The organism is Micromonospora sp. CB01531 (genome assembly GCF_001905095.1).
Lineage (GTDB): Bacteria > Actinomycetota > Actinomycetes > Mycobacteriales > Micromonosporaceae > Micromonospora.
This window is the reverse complement of record NZ_LWLS01000079.1, coordinates 11,129-26,481: the sequence shown is the minus strand read 5'-3', so window position 1 is coordinate 26,481 and position 15,353 is coordinate 11,129. Positions and strand designations below refer to the sequence as shown.

The window sequence follows — 15,353 nt, the reverse complement described above, 5'->3', positions numbered from 1 at the left end:
ACCTCTTCGACCCCGTCGACGGGCCGGAACCTGACGTTGCACGAGGGTTGGTCGGGCGGGGCGCTTGCCGACTGATCGACCGGGACGGCAGGGCTGGTGGTGTACTGCCGGCCCCTCAGCCTGCGGGCAGCCGGTCCAGCAGCTTGTCCAGCCGGATGGGCAGGTCCCGGATCCGTACGCCGGTGGCGTGGTGCACCGCGTTGGCGACGGCGGCGGCGCTGCCCACGATGCCGATCTCGCCGATCCCCTTCACCCTGGCCGGGTTCAGGTCGGGGTCCTCCTCCGGCAGCCAGTACGCCTCGATCCGCTCGACGTCCGCACAGCCGCTGATGTGGTAGGTGGCGAGGTCGTGGTTGACCCAGTCGCCGTACCGCTCGTCGAGCAGGCCCTCCTCGTGCAGCGCCATCGACAGGCCCATGGTCATGCCGCCGATGAGCTGGCTGCGGGCGGTGGTCGGGTTCACCACCCGGCCGACGGCGAACACGCCGAGCATCCGGTCCACCCGGACCTCGCCGGTGTCCGCGTCCACCCGCACCTGCACGAAGTGGGCGCCGTACGCGTACCGGGCCAGCGGACGTTGGGCGCGGACCTCGTCGGCGGTGCTCACCTCGACGGTCAGCCCCTCGGCGGGCACCGCGGTGTCGCGGAGCCGCTGCCGCAGCTGCTCGCAGGCCCGGATCACCGCCCAGCCCCACGAGGCGGTGCCCATCGAACCGCCGGCCACCGGGGCCGGCGGCAGGTCGCTGTCGCCCACCCGGATGGCGACCCGGTCGGCGGGTACCGCCAGGGCGTCGGCGGCCAGCTGCCACAGCGCCGTCCGGGCGCCGGTGCCGATGTCGGTCGCGTTGACCCGTACCTCGAAGGTGCCGTCGGGTGCTGCGGCGGCCGTCGCGGTGGCGGCCCGGGAGCGGGCGGGGTAGCTGGCGCCGGCCACCCCGGTGCCGATCAGCCACCGCCCGAGTCGCCGGGCACCTGGCGTCGGGTCGCGGTCGGCCCAGTCGAACCGGCGGGCTCCCTCGCGGAGGCAGGCGACCAGGTTGCGGCTGCTGAAGGGCTGCCCGCTGTCCGGGTCGACGGTCGCGTCGTTGCGGACCCGCAGCTCGACCGGGTCGACGCCGCACGCGGTGGCCAGCTCGTCCAGCGCCGACTCCAGCGCGTACGCGCCTGGGCACTCGCCGGGGGCGCGCATCCAGAACGGGGTCGGCACGTCCAGCCGGACCAGCCGGTGCGTGGTGCGCCGGTGGCGCCCGGCGTACATGCTGCGGGTGTAGACGGCGGTCTGCTCGGCGAATTCCTGCACCTTCGAGGTCTGGCTGATCGCGTCGTGGCAGACCGCGGCGATCCGCCCGTCGGCGTCCGCGCCGAGCCGGACCCGCTGGATGGTGGGGGTGCGGTATCCGATCGGGCCGAAGAGCTGCTGCCGGGTCAGCGCCAGCCGCACGGGCCGGTCGACCTGCCGGGCGGCGAGCGCGGCGAGCACCACGGGCGCCTTCGGGGCCCCCTTGCTGCCGAAGCCGCCGCCGACGTGCTCGGCGATCACCCGGACCGTCTCCGGGGGCAGCCCGAACAGCTGTGCCAGGGTGGCCTGCACCGGCGTCGAGCCCTGGGTGGAGTCGTGCACCAGCAGCCGCCCGTCCCGCCAGCGGGCGGTGGTGGCGTGCGGCTCCATCGGGTTGTTGTGGTAGGCCGGGGTGCGGTAGGTGGTGTCCAGTTGGACCTCCGCGGCGGCGAAGGCGGCGTCGAAGTCCCCCTCCGCGGTGTCCGTGGGGTAGCCCGGGTTGACCGTGTCCGGGCGGTACAGGCTCGGATGGTGTGGGGAGAGGACGGTGCTGTGCGCCTCGGTGTCGTAGTCGATCCGGACCAGCCGTGCGCCCTCCCGCGCCGCCTCGAGGGTCTCCGCCACCACCACGGCGACGAACTCCCCTCGGTAGTGCACGGTCGGCTCTTGGAGCAGGAACAGCGTGTCGTCCACGCCGGGCGCCAGCCGGGGCGCGTTGCCGTGGTGCAGCACGTCCAGCACGCCCGGCACGGCCAGCGTCTGGGCCGTGTCGATCCGGCTGATCCGCCCGCGGGTGGCCGCCGCCGGCACTGCCCAGCCGTACGTGACGTCGTCCACCGGGTACTCCACCGCGTACCGGGCCGTCCCGGTGACCTTGTCCCGGCCTTCCAGGCGGGGGTGTTCCCGGCCCACCGCACCGACGGGTGGCGCGCTCATCGGGGTGCCGCCCCGGCCAGCGCGGTCAACGCCCGGACGGTGAGGTTGCGGATCAGCGGCACCTTGAACCCGTTGTGTGGCAGGGGACGGGCGGCGGCGAGCTCGGCGTCCGCGGCCTGGGCGGCCAGCTCGGCGGTGAACGGGCGGCCGCGCAACGCCTCCTCCGCCCGGTAGGCCCGCCACGGCCTGTGCGCGACCGCCCCGTACGCCAGCCGGACGTCGCGGACCGTGTCCTCGGCCAGGTCCAGCGCCGCGGCCACCGAGCCGACCGCGAACGCGAAGCTGGCCCGGTCGCGCACCTTGAGGTAGGTGCAGTGGCGGGCGAATGGCAGCGGCGGGATCCGTACCCCGGTGATCAGTGCGCCGTGGGGGAGGCTGGTCTCCCGCTCGGGATGCTCGCCGGGCGTCCGGTGCAGGTCGACCAGGGGGATCTCCCGCGCGCCGCCCGGGTCGTGCACCTCCACCACCGCGTCGAGGGCGACCAGGGCGACCGCCAGGTCCGACGGGTGGGTGGCCACGCACAGTTCGGACCAGCCGAGGATGGCCAGGTCCCGGTTCTGCCCGTGGCGCGCCGCGCAGCCGGTGCCGGGCTCCCGCTTGTTGCACGCCTTCCCGGTGTCCTGGAAGTAGACGCAGCGGGTGCGTTGCAGCAGGTTCCCGGCGGTGGTGGCCATGTTGCGCAGCTGCCCGGAGGCGCCGGCGAGCAGCGCCCGGGAGAGCAACGGGTGGTCCCGCCGGACCATCGGGTCCGCGGCGAGGTCGCTGTTGCGCACGGTCGCCCCGATTCGCAGCCCGCCGTGCGGTAGGGCCTCCACCGTGTCCAGGGGCAGGCCGGTGACGTCGACCAGCAGGTCGGGTCGCTGCACCCCGAGTTTCATCAGGTCCACCAGGTTGGTCCCGCCGCCGAGGTACGCCGCCTCCGGCTCGGCGTCGAGCAGCGCGACCGCCTCCGTGACGTCGGCCGGCCGGTGGTAGCGGAAGGCCCTCACCGCGCCGCCGCCACGTCCCGGATCGCGGCCACGATGTGCGGGTACGCGGCGCAGCGGCACAGGTTGCCGCTCATCCGTTCCCGTACCTCCGCGTCGGTCAGCTCCACCGGTGCGGTCAGGTCCTCGGTCACCGCGCTGGGCCAGTCCCGGGCCACCTCGTCGAGCATCCCGCGGGCGGAACAGAGCTGCCCGGGTGTGCAGTAGCCACACTGGAAGGCGTCGTGCGCGACGAACGCGGCCTGGAGCGGGGACAGGTCCGCCGGGCCGGCGAGTCCCTCCACGGTGACCACCGTCCGGCCGTCCAGGGTGACCGCCAGGATCAGGCAGCTCTTCACCCGCCGGCCGTCGAGCCGGACCGTGCACGAGCCGCACTGCCCGTGGTCGCAGCCCTTCTTGCTGCCGATCAGGGTGAGCCGCTCGCGCAGGGCGTCCAGCAGGGTGGTCCGGTTGTCCAGCGTCAGGTCGTGGTCGACGCCGTTGACGGTGAGCGTGATGCGGGACGACCGGTCGTCGTCCGCCGGTTTCCCGCTCTCCCGCCCGCTGCGCACCGCGCCAGACTACCGTTGACTACGACATCTAATGACAAATACGGGCAGAAGCCCGAAACTGGCGATCGGTGGAGCGGCATGCGCGAGGTCCTGGCCGCGGCCCACGACTGGCGGCGGCGACGGATACCTTTCGGCCTGGCGACCGTGGTGGCCAGCAGCGCGGGCACCGTTACCGGCCCGGGCGACCTGCTCGCCGTCGACCCCACCGGCGACGTGCGCGGCGGCATCCCGGCCGGCTGCGTCGAGTCTGCGGTGCTCGACGCGACGGCGGAGACCCTCCGCACCGGCCGGACCCGGCTCGCCCGCTACCCGGTGGGCGGGGACGGCCCATGGCCGGCCCGGCCCGGCTGCGCCGGCACCGTCGAGGTGCTGCTGCGCCGGGTGACCGCGGACTGCCCCACGGCACGCTCCCTCGCCGCGCTCGCCGGGCCCGACCCGGTCGCCGTGGCAACCGTGGTGGGCGGCCGGGCACCCTTCGCCGCCGAGCTGGTGGTCCGACCGGACCGGACCGAGGGCACGCTCGGCACCGCGGACCTGGACGACTGGGCCGTCGACCGCGCCGCCGGGCTGCCGGCCGACGCCGTGGTGCTGGGCTACGGCGCGCGCCCCGGCGTGCGGGTGCTGTTCCAGGCAATGCCGGCCGCACCGCGGATGCTGCTGTTCGGTGCCACCGCCGTCGCCGCGGCGCTCGCCCGGATCGGCGCGGACCTCGGCTACCGGGTCGTCGCCTGCGACCCGCGACCCGCGTTCGCCACCGTCGCCCGGCTGCCCGCCGCACACGAGGTGCACCGGGCCTGGCCGCACCGCCTGCTGGCCGCCACCCCGGTCACCCCGGACACGGTGCTCTGCCTGCTCGGTCACGACCCCCGCTACGAGCTCCCGCTGCTGCGCGCGGCGCTGGCCACCCCGGCCGGCTACCTCGGCGTGCTCGGCAGCCGCGCCGCGCACGAGGCCCGCCTCATCCGCCTACGCGCCGACGGGGTAGCCGAGGCACAGCTGGCCCGGCTGCGCGCGCCGGCCGGGCTGGACCTCGGCGGACGCGGCCCGGCCGAGACGGCGCTGGCGATCGCCGCGGAGGTGGTGGCCTGGCGCCACGGCGGCAGCGGCCGGCCGCTGTCCGGCCTGACCGGCCCGATTCACGCCGCCCACCCGACCGGCCTGACCTCGGCGGCGGCGCGGTGACCGTGGCCGGGCTGGTGCTCGCCGCCGGGGCCGGACGCCGGCTCGGCCGGCCGAAGGCACTCCTCGACTGGGACGGTGAGCCGCTGCTCCGGCGCGCGGTCCGGCTGTTGCACCTCGGCGGTTGCGACCCGGTGCACGCGGTGGTCGGCGCGGGTGCCGGCCGGCTTCCCGCACTGCCCGGCGCGGTCCCGGTGGTCAACCCGTGGTGGCGCGACGGCCTCGGCGGCTCGCTGCTGCGCGGCCTGGACTCACTGCCGGACGTCGCCGACGCGGTTGTGGTGGTGCTCGTCGACCAGCCCTGGCTGACCCCGGCCGCGGTCCGCCGGGTACGCGCGGCGTACGCGGCCGGTGCCGTCGTCGCCGTCGCCGGCTACGCCGGCCGGCCCGGCCATCCGGTCCTGCTCAGCCGCGCCACCTGGCCGCTGGTCGCGCCGTACGCGACGGGGGACCGGGGTGCCCGCGACTTCCTGCGGGCTCGGGCCGACCTGGTGACCGTGGTGCCGTGCGACGGGTCACCGGCCGACGTGGACACGCCGGTTGACCTGGCCCGAGTGCATCCGCGGCCGTCGCTTCCCTGACCGCCGGATGCTCTCCAGCAACTCCGCAAACCTCTGCCGATCCACGCTCGTGCCTCAGGTACGCAGGGACAGGTTGAGGTAGCGGGCGTAGTCGGCCAGGGCGGACTCGACGCGGGAGCGCAGCGCGGCGTCGAACGGCGCCAGCGGCTGCACGGTCACCGAGACCGAGGCCTTCCCGACCGTCCGCTTCCAGGTGCCGATCACCCGGCCGCCGTGGACCACCGTCGGCAGAAACACCCCGTTGTTGCCGGGGACCACGGCGGCGGCGTGCGCCGGGTCGAGCATCAGCGTGCGGTCCTTGAAGCCGAGCAGGTATTCGTCGAAGCCGAGCAGCGTGTGCACGTCGTCGACCGGCTCGCGGGGCGCGTCGAGGAGGGCGGCGTCGACCATCGCCTCGACCCCGTCCACCACTACCGGGGCCAGGGCGTCGCCGGCCACCGCGAGGCCCCGCCGTGCGTCAGTGACCGTCAGGCCGGTCCACCGGGCCAGCTCGTGCCCGGTGACCGGGCCGTGGCTACGCACGTACCGTAGGGCGAGGATGCCGAGCGCCTCGTCCCGCTCCGGCCGGTGCGGGTCGGGCACCCACTCGTCCAGCAGGGCGAACGTCTGCTCGGTGCCGACGTGCGGGGCGATGCAGGTGACGCCGCGCTGGGCGGCGTACCAGAGCAGGTGGTAGCCCCGCTGCCCGGTGGTGTCGATGCCGGCGGCGCCGAGGGCGGCCAGGCACTCCGCACGGGTGAGGCGGCGGCCGCCGGCCAGGGCCGCGCCCAGCACGTCCACGGCCCGGTCCGCCTCGGCCTCGGTGAGCCCGAGCTGTGCCCGGCGGGTGGCGGCGCCGGCCAGGGTGCGGACGCCGGTCACCGCCAGCATCCACTGGGCGTCACGGGACGGCACCAGGTGGACCGTGCCGCGCATCGGCCAGGTCCGCAGCGCCTCCCGCCGCTCCAGCGCCGCCCGCACGTCGGCCAGGGTGCGCCCCGGCAGCCGTACGCCGAGCGACCACAGGCCGCTCGCGTTGTCCTGGGCCTGCATCGCGCCGAACCACTCGACCACTCCGGCGACCCCGTCGGGGCGCGCCACCGGGTGCGGGCGCAGCAGCAGGCTGGTCATCCGCAGCGCCAGCGCCTCGGCGCCGGTGAGCCGTGCTGGCACGCGTGCCTCCCGTCAGTGGTGGACGGTCAGCATAGGCGGCGGGTCCGACGTTTCCGCCGGACGCGACCGGGCGGGTGGGAGAGGCCCACCCGCCCGGGTTGCTCTCGCCTCACTCCGCCGGCCGGGCCTCCTCGGGCACGTCCGCCTCGACCACTTCCCTGCGGACCTGGGCATGGGCGGGCCGCTGCTCGACGACCTGGTGGGTGGCCAGCCGGACCCGTTCGACCGGGACCCGCTCCTTGACCACCACCGGGCGTTCGGCGTGCAGCACCATCTCGCGCTGCTCCATGTCGGTGCCCGCGGGCACGGTACCCCGGTCCGCCTCCGCGATCGGTTCCCGGACGAGGGTCGCCTCCTCGTGGGCGACCGGCACGGTGGTGTGCACGTTCTCGGTCACCACGCGCTTGCGGAGCCGGGCCGTGCCGGCCGGTACGGTCTCGGTGTCGAACCGGGCTTGTTCCTCGAACCGGGTCAGCTCCGGTGGCCCGGGCCGCTCCGGCCGTCGGGCCGCGCCCTCGGGCGGCAGCTGGTAGTGCCGGTGGAGCAGGGCCAGCTGGTCCGCGCCGAGCGGCTGGTCGGGTGCCGGGCTCCACGGCGGGGGCGGTGCGGACGGTCGTCCGGTCGTACGGCACCCGCAGTCGGCCCGCCTGCCACTGGGCCGCGTGCAGCGGAGTCATCGACTCGCGGTGACCCGTGCCGGCGGTGCGCACGCTGGCCCAGGTGGGCTCGCCTGCGGGGTTTGCCCAGACCTGGCCCACGGTGCCGATCGTCGCGCCCGAGCGGTCCTGGACGTCCTGCCCGTACAGCGAGCGGATCTGCGGTTCGGTGAGCCGCATGGTTCGTCCTCCCTCTCGTGGGTCACCGAGAGGATCCCCGTCGGCGGGGACGGCATGCCGGGGAATCGGGACGAATAGGAGGAGCAGGAGGAGAACACCTGATCGCGCTGCGCCAGCCGGCGTGCCGGCGGAGCGCGATCCCCCGTTCAGGTGCCTCCGGGCGGTGGGGCGCGGATCGGCACCGGTGCGAACAGGATCCCCGGAGTCCGGATTCCAGGCAGCCGTTCCGGTCCGAACTTGCGCAAATATTGAGGTTTGCTGACCGATCGATAGGGGTGGATCAAGCCGCGGAGTATGCCACGGCAGTCGTTTGATGCCGCAACCAACGGGTAGTCCTCCGAGCTCGCCCCGGAACCGAGGAGGGAAACGTCTGATGGACGGCCAGGTCAACGTCGCGGTGATCTATTACAGCGCGACCGGCATCACCTACCAGATGGCGCAGTCAGCGGTCGAGGCCGCGGGCGAGGCCGGTGCCGAGGTCCGCCTGCGCAAGGTGCGTGAGCTGGCGCCCGACGAGGCGATCCGCTCCAACTCGGGGTGGCAGGCGCACCACCTGGAGACGCAGGACGTGATGGAGGCGCAGCTCGACGACCTTTCCTGGGCCGATGTGGTGATCTTCGGCTCGCCTACCCGCTATGGGATGGTGGCCGCCCAGCTCAAGCAGTTCATCGACACCACCGGCCCGCTCTGGGCCCAGGGCATCCTGGCCAACAAGGTCTACTCGGCGTTCTGCTCCACGGCCACCTCGCACGGCGGTCAGGAGTCCACGCTGCTGGCGCTCTTCAACGTGTTCTACCACTGGGGTGGGGTGGTGGTGACCCCCGGCTACACCGACCCCAGCCAGTTCGTCGCGGGCAACCCGTACGGCGCCTCGCACACCAGCAACAACGGCGAGATCGCGCCGGACCACCTCGCGTTGGGGGCCACAGCGCTGACCGCCAAGCGGGCGATCCAGATCAGCGCCGCGCTGAAGCGGGGGATGGCCGGCTGAGCACGGGAGACCGGTGGCCGGGCGAGGGTTCGGACCCGTCCGGCCACCGGTTGTTGTAGTCCTACCCCCGGTCGGCCGGCGCATGCCCGGCGAGCGCGCGATGGTCGAGCAGATGCGCGAGCAGTTCGGCGAGGATGACCATGCCGTCGCGGCTCAGTACCGACTCCGGGTGGAACTGCACGCCGGCGAAGCCGGGCCCGCGCAGCGCGTGTACCGCTCCGTCGGCCGGGTCCCGGGACAGCTCGACGGGGCCGTACGGCGTGGCGACCCGGTCCGCGCCGGCCCGGGCGGTGAAGCTGGAGTAGAAGCCGACCCGGCGGGTGGCGCCGAACACCGGCACGTCCCGCGGCACCCCCTGGTACGGCGCGTCCCGCCGGTGCAGCGGCAGCCCGAGCAGCCCGGCCAGGAGCTGGTGTCCGAGGCAGACGGCGAGGGTCGGCCGGCCCGCGGCCAGGAGCTCTGCCAGCAGCGCCCGCATCGTCGCCATTTTCGGCTCGGCGAGGTCGGTCGGGTCGCCCGGGCCCGGGCCCATCACCACCAGGTCGTACTCCCCGACCGGACCGGGTTGCTGCCAGCCGCGGCGCGCCACGGCCAGGCCGAGGGCGCCGAGCTGGTGGGCGAGCATGCCGGTGAAGGTGTCCTCGCCGTCCACGATCAGCGCCCGCCGGCCGGCCAGCCCGGGCAGGACCGTTGCCCCGGGGGTCCGCTGGTCCAGCCAGAACCGGGCCAGCGGCGCGTTGCGGGCGGCGAGGGCGGCGCGCACCTCGGGGTCGTCGGCGAGCGCGCGGCCCGGCGCGTCCGGGCCGGACTGAGCCGGGCGGGCCGCCGGCGCGTCGGGGCCGAGGCCGAGCGCGGCGAGCACCCCAGCTGCCTTGGCGTGGGTCTCGGCCACCTCACCGGCGGCGGTGGAGTGCCGGACCAGCGTCGCGCCGACCGGCACCCGCAGCTCGCCGGTGGGGGAGAGCTCCGCGGTGCGGATCAGGATGGGCGCGTCGAGGGTCTGCCGGCCCGCGGCGTCCCGGCCGAGCAGGGCGAGCACCCCGGCGTAGTAGCGGCGGCCGGTCCGCTCGTGCCGGGCGATCACCCGGCACGCGTTCTCCATCGGGCTGCCGGTGACCGTGGGCGCAAACATGGTCTCCCGCAGCACCTCCCGGACGTCGCGGGAACCCCGTCCGGCCAGCAGGTACTCGGTGTGTGCCAGGTGAGCCATCTCCTTGAGGTACGGCCCGACCACCTGCCCGCCGTGCTCGGCGACGGTGGCCATCATCTTCAGCTCCTCGTCGAGCACCATGTACAGCTCCTCGACCTCCTTCGGGTCGTGGAGGAAACGCAGCAGGGCCTCCCGGTCCGCCGCCGCGCCGGTGTGCCGGAACGTGCCGCTGATCGGGTTCATCATGACCAGACCGTCGTCCACGCTGACGTGCCGTTCCGGGCTCGCCCCGACCAGGGTCCGGGTGCCGGTGTGCACGACGAACGTCCAGTACGCGCCGCGTTCGCGCAGCAACAGCCGGCGCAGCGCGGCCAGGGCCGCCGCCCGGGCGTCGCCCTGCACGGTGGCCCGCAGGGTGCGGTGGATGACGAAGTTCGCGCCCTCGCCGCGGCCGATCTCCTCGGCGAGCACCCGGCCGACCGTGGCCGCGTACTCGGCATCGGAGCTGTCGAAGCCGGCGTCGGTGGTGACCACCGGGGCGTCCGGCAGCGCGGCCAGCGCGTCGGCCAGGGAGATCTGCCGGTGCTCCCCGATGACCAGGCACTCCAGCGGCATCCCGTCGTCGACGCAGGCGAACCCCCGTTCGGTGATCTGCCGGTAGGGGACCAGGGCCAGCGTGCGCGGTCCGGGACCGCCGTCGGGCAGCGGGATGTCGGCGAGCCGCTCGGCGGTGCGTACCATGCCGGTGAACAGGTCGAGATGGTCGGCGCCCGCGCGGCGGACGAGCGCGAACGGGCCGGGGTCGAGGCCGGCGGCGACGGCGGCGAGCGGGTCGTGCGGGCGGATCATCGGGTCTCCTCGTGGGCCGGTGGCCGCCTGCGGGGCGACCCGGGATGCCGGGGAGAGACCGGCGGCCGCCTCGTCGGGCGGCCGCGTGGGAAAGCTACGCGCGGGGGTGGGCCGCCGGGTCGGCGGGCCACCAGCAGGACAGGAGCGCGGGCATGGCGATCACTCTACGCGCCCGGGCGGCCCCCGGGAAGCCGATCGCCGCCGCGGACCGGCCGCGCGGATCTTGGCTTCGCGGCCGTCCCCGGCGGGTAGGTTGTCCCGCGATGACCATTCTCGCTCTCGACCTGGGCACCTCCTCCGTACGCGGGCTGGTGCTGGACGCCGACGCCGTCCCGCGCCCCGGCGCGCTGGCCCGGCGACGGGTGCGGCTGACCACCGGCGAGGACGGCACCGGCACGCTGGACGGTGCCGGCTACCTCGCCCGCCTGCTCGAGTGCCTGGACGAACTGGCCGAGGGCGGCCACCTGCGGGACGTCGAGCTGGTCGCCGCCTCAGCGCAGTGGCACTCGGTGCTGCCGCTGGGCGCCGACGGGGAGCCGCTCGGCCCGGTGCTGACCTGGCTGGACACCCGGCCGGAGCCGGTCGCCGGCAGCGCCGGCCCGACCGACCCCGCGGCATTCCACCAGCGCACCGGCGGATGGTGGCACCGCTGCTACTGGACGGTACGGCTGCCCTGGCTGCGGCAGCGGGCCGGCAGCCGGGTGACCCGGTTCGTCGGGCTGGTCGAGTACGTCCTCGACGCGTTGCTGACCGAGGCGCCGATGTCGGTGTCGATGGCTTCCGGCACCGGGATGCTCGACCTGGGCCTGCTGGCGTGGGACGCCGAGGCGTGCGCGCTGGCCGGCGTACGCCCCGCGGAGCTGCCGGCGCTGGCCCCGCAGCGGTGGCGCGGGCGGCTCCGCCCCGAGTGCGCCCGCCGCTGGCCGGACCTGGCCGAGGCCCGGTGGACCGCCCCGGTCGGCGACGGTGCGGCGTCCAACGTCGGCTCCGGCTGCGTCGACGAGTCCCGGGCCGCGGTGACCGTCGGCACCTCCGCCGCGGTACGCGTCGTCCGGGCCGTCCCCGCCGACACGGCGCTGCCGCCGCTGCCCAACCGGCTCTGGCGCTACCGGGTGGACCACGAGCACGTGGTGACCGGCGCCGCCTACTCCAGTGGCGGAAACCTGTACGCGTGGGCCAACCGGGAGCTGCGGCTGCCCGAGGGCGCGGAACTGGAGGCGGCGCTGGCCCGCTCCACCCGGGACCTGCGGGTGCGGGCCAATCCCCGCTTCGGTGGGGACCGCCCGCCCGGCCTCGCCGCGGCCGGCTCCGGCGAGCTGCACGGGCTCAGCTTCGGCACCACCGCCGTCGATGTCCTCGCCGGGCTGATGACCGGCCTGTGCCGGCTGGTCGCCGACGACCTCGCCGTGCTCGAGTCCGATGTGGATCATCCGGTCGAGGTGGTGCTGGGCGGTGGTGCGATGGCCGCGTCCGCCTGGTGGCGCGGGGCGTTCGCCGATGCCCTAGCCCCGCGTACGGTGCGCTTCCAGCACAATCCGGAGGTCGGGGCGACCGGCGCCGCGCTGGTGGCGCTCGGCCGGGTCGCGGAGGCGGCGCGCGTCGGCGGTATCGGCCGGACGGACGAGGGGGCCGCGCCGAACACCGTAGGTGGTGCCCGGCCGCACTGACCATCCTGATCGTGCGGCCGGCCATCCCGTTGACAGGGCCCACCGGCCTGGTTGGATGGACTCCGCTCCCCGTGCGACGGGAGTCGAGGGACCGAGGAGGCAAGCGTGGGCGCAGGTCCCGACCCGGCTCGCGGAACGGCCGCCCGCCCGGGCCGGAGCCGGCGCGACCGCGTGGTGCCCCACCGACGGCGCTCGGCGTTCCGGTTGCGGGACTGGCGGATCGGCACCAAGCTCGCGACGGTGCTGGTCATCCCCTCGTTGGCGTTCCTGGTGCTGGCCGGCGTGCAGACCCGAGGGCTTGCGGGACAGACCAGCGCGCTGACCGCCTTCGCCGAGCAGGTCGGCATCGGCCAGCAGATCACCGCCGTGGTGGACCGGCTCCAGCAGGAGCGGGACCGCGCGGCCGGGGAACTGGCCGCGCTGCGCCGCGCCGGTGCCGGCGCAGACCGGGACGCGGCCATCGCCGCCCTGAAGCCGTTGCAGGAGGCCGCCAACCAGGCGCTGTCCGAGCTACGCCGGGCGGCTGAGCCGCTCGCCGGCGCCGACGCCGCCTGGCGGGTCGCGTTCTCCGAGGTCCTGGAGGCGTACGACCAGGTGGTCTACATCAGGGCCGCGATCCCGCCGGCGGTGCTCAACAGCGACACCATCCTGAGCAACTACCACCGGGCCATCGGGGCCCTGCTCAACCTGCTGGCCGAACCGTCGCCCGGGGAGGGCCAGCAGGCGCTCACCGACGCGGTGCTGCGGTACGTGCAGCTGTCCCGGGTCAAGGAGTTCACCTCCCGGATCCGGGCCGAGCTCTACGCGGCCGCCCGGGCCGGCCGGTACGACGTCGACGACCAGGCCACCCTGACCGACCTGCGGGCCCAGCAGCTCACCGCCCTGGGCGCGTTCCGCCTGGCGGCGAGCACCGAGCAGGTCCGCCGCTATGACCTGGTGTCGGTGAATCCGGCGTTCGTGGCGGCCGCCCGGCTGGAAGAGCAGACCCTGCCCACCGGCACCGCCGAGCCGGCGGTGCTCTCCGCACCAGAGTGGTGGGCGGCCAGCGAACAGCGGCTGGAACTGCTCCGCCAGCTCGAGGGCGAGGTCCTCAACGACGCGGTACGCCACGCCGACGGCGCCCGCGCGCAGCAACTGCGGGACACCCTGCTGGTGGCGGGCGGCATCGTCGCGGTGCTGCTGGTCGCCGTGCTGATCTCCCTGCTCATCGGACGGTCCATCGCCCGGTCGATGCGCCTGCTACGCGGCGAGGCGCTGCGGATCGCACACGTGGAGCTGCCACACACCCTGCACCGGCTGCGCGCGGTGGACCGCCCGGTGGCGACGATCGAGGTGCCACCCACGGCGGTCCACTCCCGGGACGAGATCGGCGAGCTGGCGGAGGCATTCGTGGCGGTGCACCGCAGCGCCGTCGACGTCGCGCTCGAGCAGGCGATGATGCGACGCAACGTCAACGCCATGTTCGTCAACCTGGCCCGGCGCAGCCAGGTGCTGGTGGAGCGGCAGCTGGAACTCCTCGACGAGCTGGAACGCGAGGAAAGCGACCCGGAGCAGCTGGAGAACCTGTTCAAGCTCGACCACCTCGCCGCCCGCATGCGGCGCAACGACGAGAGCCTGCTGGTGCTCGCCGGCATGGAGTCCACCCGGCGGTGGAACCGGCCGGTCGGCCTAGGCGCGGTGCTGCTCGCGGCGAGCGCCGAGATCGAGCAGTACCAGCGGGTCCGCCACCGGTCCAGCGCCGCCCTGCACCTCGTCGGCCACGCGGTCGGAGACCTGGTGCACCTCTTCGCCGAGCTGCTGGAGAACGCCACCGCCTTCTCCCGGCCGGACACCGTCGTCCACGTCGTCGCCTGGAGCGACGGGACCGGCGCGGTGGTGCAGATCGTCGACCAGGGGCTCGGGATGAGCCCGACCGCGTTGGTCGAGGCGAACACGCTGCTGGCCGAACCACCGGCCGCGGACGTGGCGGCCTCCGAGCGGATGGGCCTGTTCGTGGTCAGCCACCTCAGCGCCCGGCACGGCGTCGAGGTGAAGTTGCGCAGCGACCACGAGGGACTGGTGGCCCGGATCCGGATCCCCGCCGACCTGCTGGCCCCGGCACCCGAGCCCGAGCTGGACCAGCCCGCCGCGCCGCGGATGCTGACCCACCAGCTCGCCGCCCGGTCCCGGCTTTACGCCGCCGCCCCGCCGGCCGACCTGCCGCTGGCGGGCCGCCGGCCGGAGATGCCCGCGCCCGAGCTGCCGGTGGCGGGCCGGTTCCCCGACTTCGCGGCCGAGCTGCCGGTGGCCGGCCGCCCGGCGATGCCGTCGGCGGGGATCCGCCCCGATCCGCCGGCCCCGGCCGCGCCGGCGGTGCCGCGGCAGGCCCGCCCCGTGCCGGTCCGGGCCGAGGACGTGCTGACCCCGGCGGCCGGCTCGCCCGGCGGCGGCTGGTTCACCCGCCAGGGTCCGGCCTCCTCGGTGCTCGGCGTGACAGCGCCGCCGGCCGCGACCCCGGTCACGGCCGGGATCAACGCGCAGGGCCTCCCGGTACGCGTGCCAATGGCCCAGCTCGGCGCGATCAGCCAGCCCGCCCGCCCGCAGCAACCGGTGCCCCGCCACGAGCCGGACCCGGACGCGGTCGGCGGCATGCTGTCCCGCTTCTACGGCGGGGTGCGGCGGGCGGAGGCCGAGGAAACCATCCAGATGTTCATGCCGCCCGCCGGCGTACGCAGCGAAGGGGGACAACGACCGTGACCACGTTGAGCCAGGAGGCACGTGACCTGAGCTGGTTGGTGAACGCGTTCGCCGAGCGGGTCCCGGGGGTGGCGCACGCGGTGGTGGTGTCCTCCGACGGGCTGCTGGTGGCGATCTCCGCCCACCTGCCCCGCGACCACGCGGACAAGCTCGCCGCAGTCACCTCAGGGCTGATGAGCATCACCGCCGGCGCGGCACAGATGTTCGACGGAGACGTCGTCAAGCAGACCGTAGTCGAGATGGGACGGGGCTACTTCCTGGTCATGCAGATCCGGGACGGCTCCATCCTGGCCACCCTGGCCGGCGCGGACGCGGACATCGGTGTGGTCGGCTACGAGATGGCGCGGCTGGCCAAGCAGGCCGGTGAGATGCTCACCCCGGCGCTGCGGGCGGAGCTGCAGCAGGCACTGCCCCGCTGAGCGGGGCGGGCCCGGCCGGCGGAGCGCCCGGCCGGGCCGCG

12 protein-coding genes are annotated in these 15,353 nt (G+C 75.1%); 6 read left to right on the top strand and 6 right to left on the bottom strand.

The window, feature by feature from the left end; all coding sequences use genetic code 11:
- Positions 1-115: 115 nt before the first annotated feature.
- From A6A27_RS22900 to A6A27_RS22890, 3 genes are read right to left on the bottom strand one after another with little or no spacing between them, the layout of a single operon-like run.
- Positions 116-2,215 carry a xanthine dehydrogenase family protein molybdopterin-binding subunit gene (locus tag A6A27_RS22900; protein ID WP_073836705.1) on the bottom strand — a complete coding sequence of 700 codons (2,100 nt, stop codon included), beginning with the start codon at positions 2,213-2,215 and terminating at the stop codon, positions 116-118.
- Entirely contained in the window at positions 2,212-3,204 is a 993-nt protein-coding gene (locus tag A6A27_RS22895; protein ID WP_073836704.1) for an FAD binding domain-containing protein, read from the bottom strand. Before A6A27_RS22895 ends, A6A27_RS22900 begins: the two co-directional genes overlap by 4 nt.
- The gene (locus tag A6A27_RS22890) at positions 3,201-3,752 is read right to left on the bottom strand and encodes a 2Fe-2S iron-sulfur cluster-binding protein (protein ID WP_073836703.1); all 552 of its coding nucleotides are present in this window, start codon (positions 3,750-3,752) and stop codon (positions 3,201-3,203) included. The genes A6A27_RS22895 and A6A27_RS22890 overlap by 4 nt, the downstream gene beginning before the upstream one ends.
- Positions 3,753-3,830: 78 nt before the next feature.
- On the opposite strand from A6A27_RS22890, the gene A6A27_RS22885 reads away from it, so the two are divergent.
- Together A6A27_RS22885 and A6A27_RS22880 are read left to right on the top strand one after the other, a co-directional pair.
- A complete protein-coding gene (locus A6A27_RS22885; RefSeq protein WP_073836702.1) occupies positions 3,831-4,934 on the top strand; it encodes an XdhC family protein in 1,104 nt (367 codons plus the stop codon).
- Entirely contained in the window at positions 4,931-5,512 is a 582-nt protein-coding gene (locus A6A27_RS22880; protein ID WP_073836701.1) for a nucleotidyltransferase family protein, read from the top strand. The genes A6A27_RS22885 and A6A27_RS22880 overlap by 4 nt, the downstream gene beginning before the upstream one ends.
- Before the next feature lie 54 nt (positions 5,513-5,566).
- On the opposite strand, the gene A6A27_RS22875 is transcribed toward A6A27_RS22880, so the two are convergent.
- Together A6A27_RS22875 and A6A27_RS22870 are read right to left on the bottom strand one after the other, a co-directional pair.
- Entirely contained in the window at positions 5,567-6,622 is a 1,056-nt protein-coding gene (locus tag A6A27_RS22875; protein WP_073836740.1) for a winged helix DNA-binding domain-containing protein, read from the bottom strand.
- 151 nt (positions 6,623-6,773) lie between these two features.
- Complete coding sequence (locus A6A27_RS22870) at positions 6,774-7,139, bottom strand: YsnF/AvaK domain-containing protein (protein WP_241825408.1); 366 nt, start codon at positions 7,137-7,139, stop codon at positions 6,774-6,776.
- A 734-nt stretch (positions 7,140-7,873) separates the two neighbouring features.
- Here A6A27_RS22870 and wrbA point away from each other — a divergent pair.
- Complete coding sequence (gene wrbA, locus A6A27_RS22865) at positions 7,874-8,491, top strand: NAD(P)H:quinone oxidoreductase (protein WP_073836699.1); 618 nt, start codon at positions 7,874-7,876, stop codon at positions 8,489-8,491.
- 61 nt (positions 8,492-8,552) lie between these two features.
- Here the strand turns inward: wrbA and A6A27_RS22860 are convergent, their stop codons facing one another.
- A complete protein-coding gene (locus A6A27_RS22860) occupies positions 8,553-10,490 on the bottom strand; it encodes a chorismate-binding protein (RefSeq protein ID WP_073836698.1) in 1,938 nt (645 codons plus the stop codon).
- A gap of 263 nt (positions 10,491-10,753) precedes the next feature.
- On the opposite strand from A6A27_RS22860, the gene A6A27_RS22855 reads away from it, so the two are divergent.
- The 3 genes from A6A27_RS22855 to A6A27_RS22845 all read left to right on the top strand — a co-directional run bounded on the left by A6A27_RS22855 (position 10,754) and on the right by A6A27_RS22845 (position 15,312).
- A complete protein-coding gene (locus tag A6A27_RS22855) occupies positions 10,754-12,157 on the top strand; it encodes an FGGY family carbohydrate kinase (RefSeq protein WP_073836697.1) in 1,404 nt (467 codons plus the stop codon).
- Between the two features lie 105 nt (positions 12,158-12,262).
- Entirely contained in the window at positions 12,263-14,893 is a 2,631-nt protein-coding gene (locus A6A27_RS22850; protein WP_073836696.1) for a sensor histidine kinase, read from the top strand.
- A complete protein-coding gene (locus A6A27_RS22845) occupies positions 14,890-15,312 on the top strand; it encodes a roadblock/LC7 domain-containing protein (protein WP_013287300.1) in 423 nt (140 codons plus the stop codon). Before A6A27_RS22850 ends, A6A27_RS22845 begins: the two co-directional genes overlap by 4 nt.
- Positions 15,313-15,353: the final 41 nt, after the last annotated feature.

Bases quoted from the DNA above. Each gene is read 5' to 3' on its own strand.
- A6A27_RS22875 (WP_073836740.1), bottom strand. From the start codon at position 6,622: ATGACCAGCCTGCTGCTGCGCCCGCACCCGGTGGCGCGCCCCGACGGG.
- A6A27_RS22860 (WP_073836698.1), bottom strand. From the start codon at position 10,490: ATGATCCGCCCGCACGACCCGCTCGCCGCCGTCGCCGCCGGCCTCGAC.
- wrbA (WP_073836699.1), top strand. From the start codon at position 7,874: ATGGACGGCCAGGTCAACGTCGCGGTGATCTATTACAGCGCGACCGGC.
- A6A27_RS22900 (WP_073836705.1), bottom strand. From the start codon at position 2,215: ATGAGCGCGCCACCCGTCGGTGCGGTGGGCCGGGAACACCCCCGCCTG.
- A6A27_RS22885 (WP_073836702.1), top strand. From the start codon at position 3,831: ATGCGCGAGGTCCTGGCCGCGGCCCACGACTGGCGGCGGCGACGGATA.
- A6A27_RS22855 (WP_073836697.1), top strand. From the start codon at position 10,754: ATGACCATTCTCGCTCTCGACCTGGGCACCTCCTCCGTACGCGGGCTG.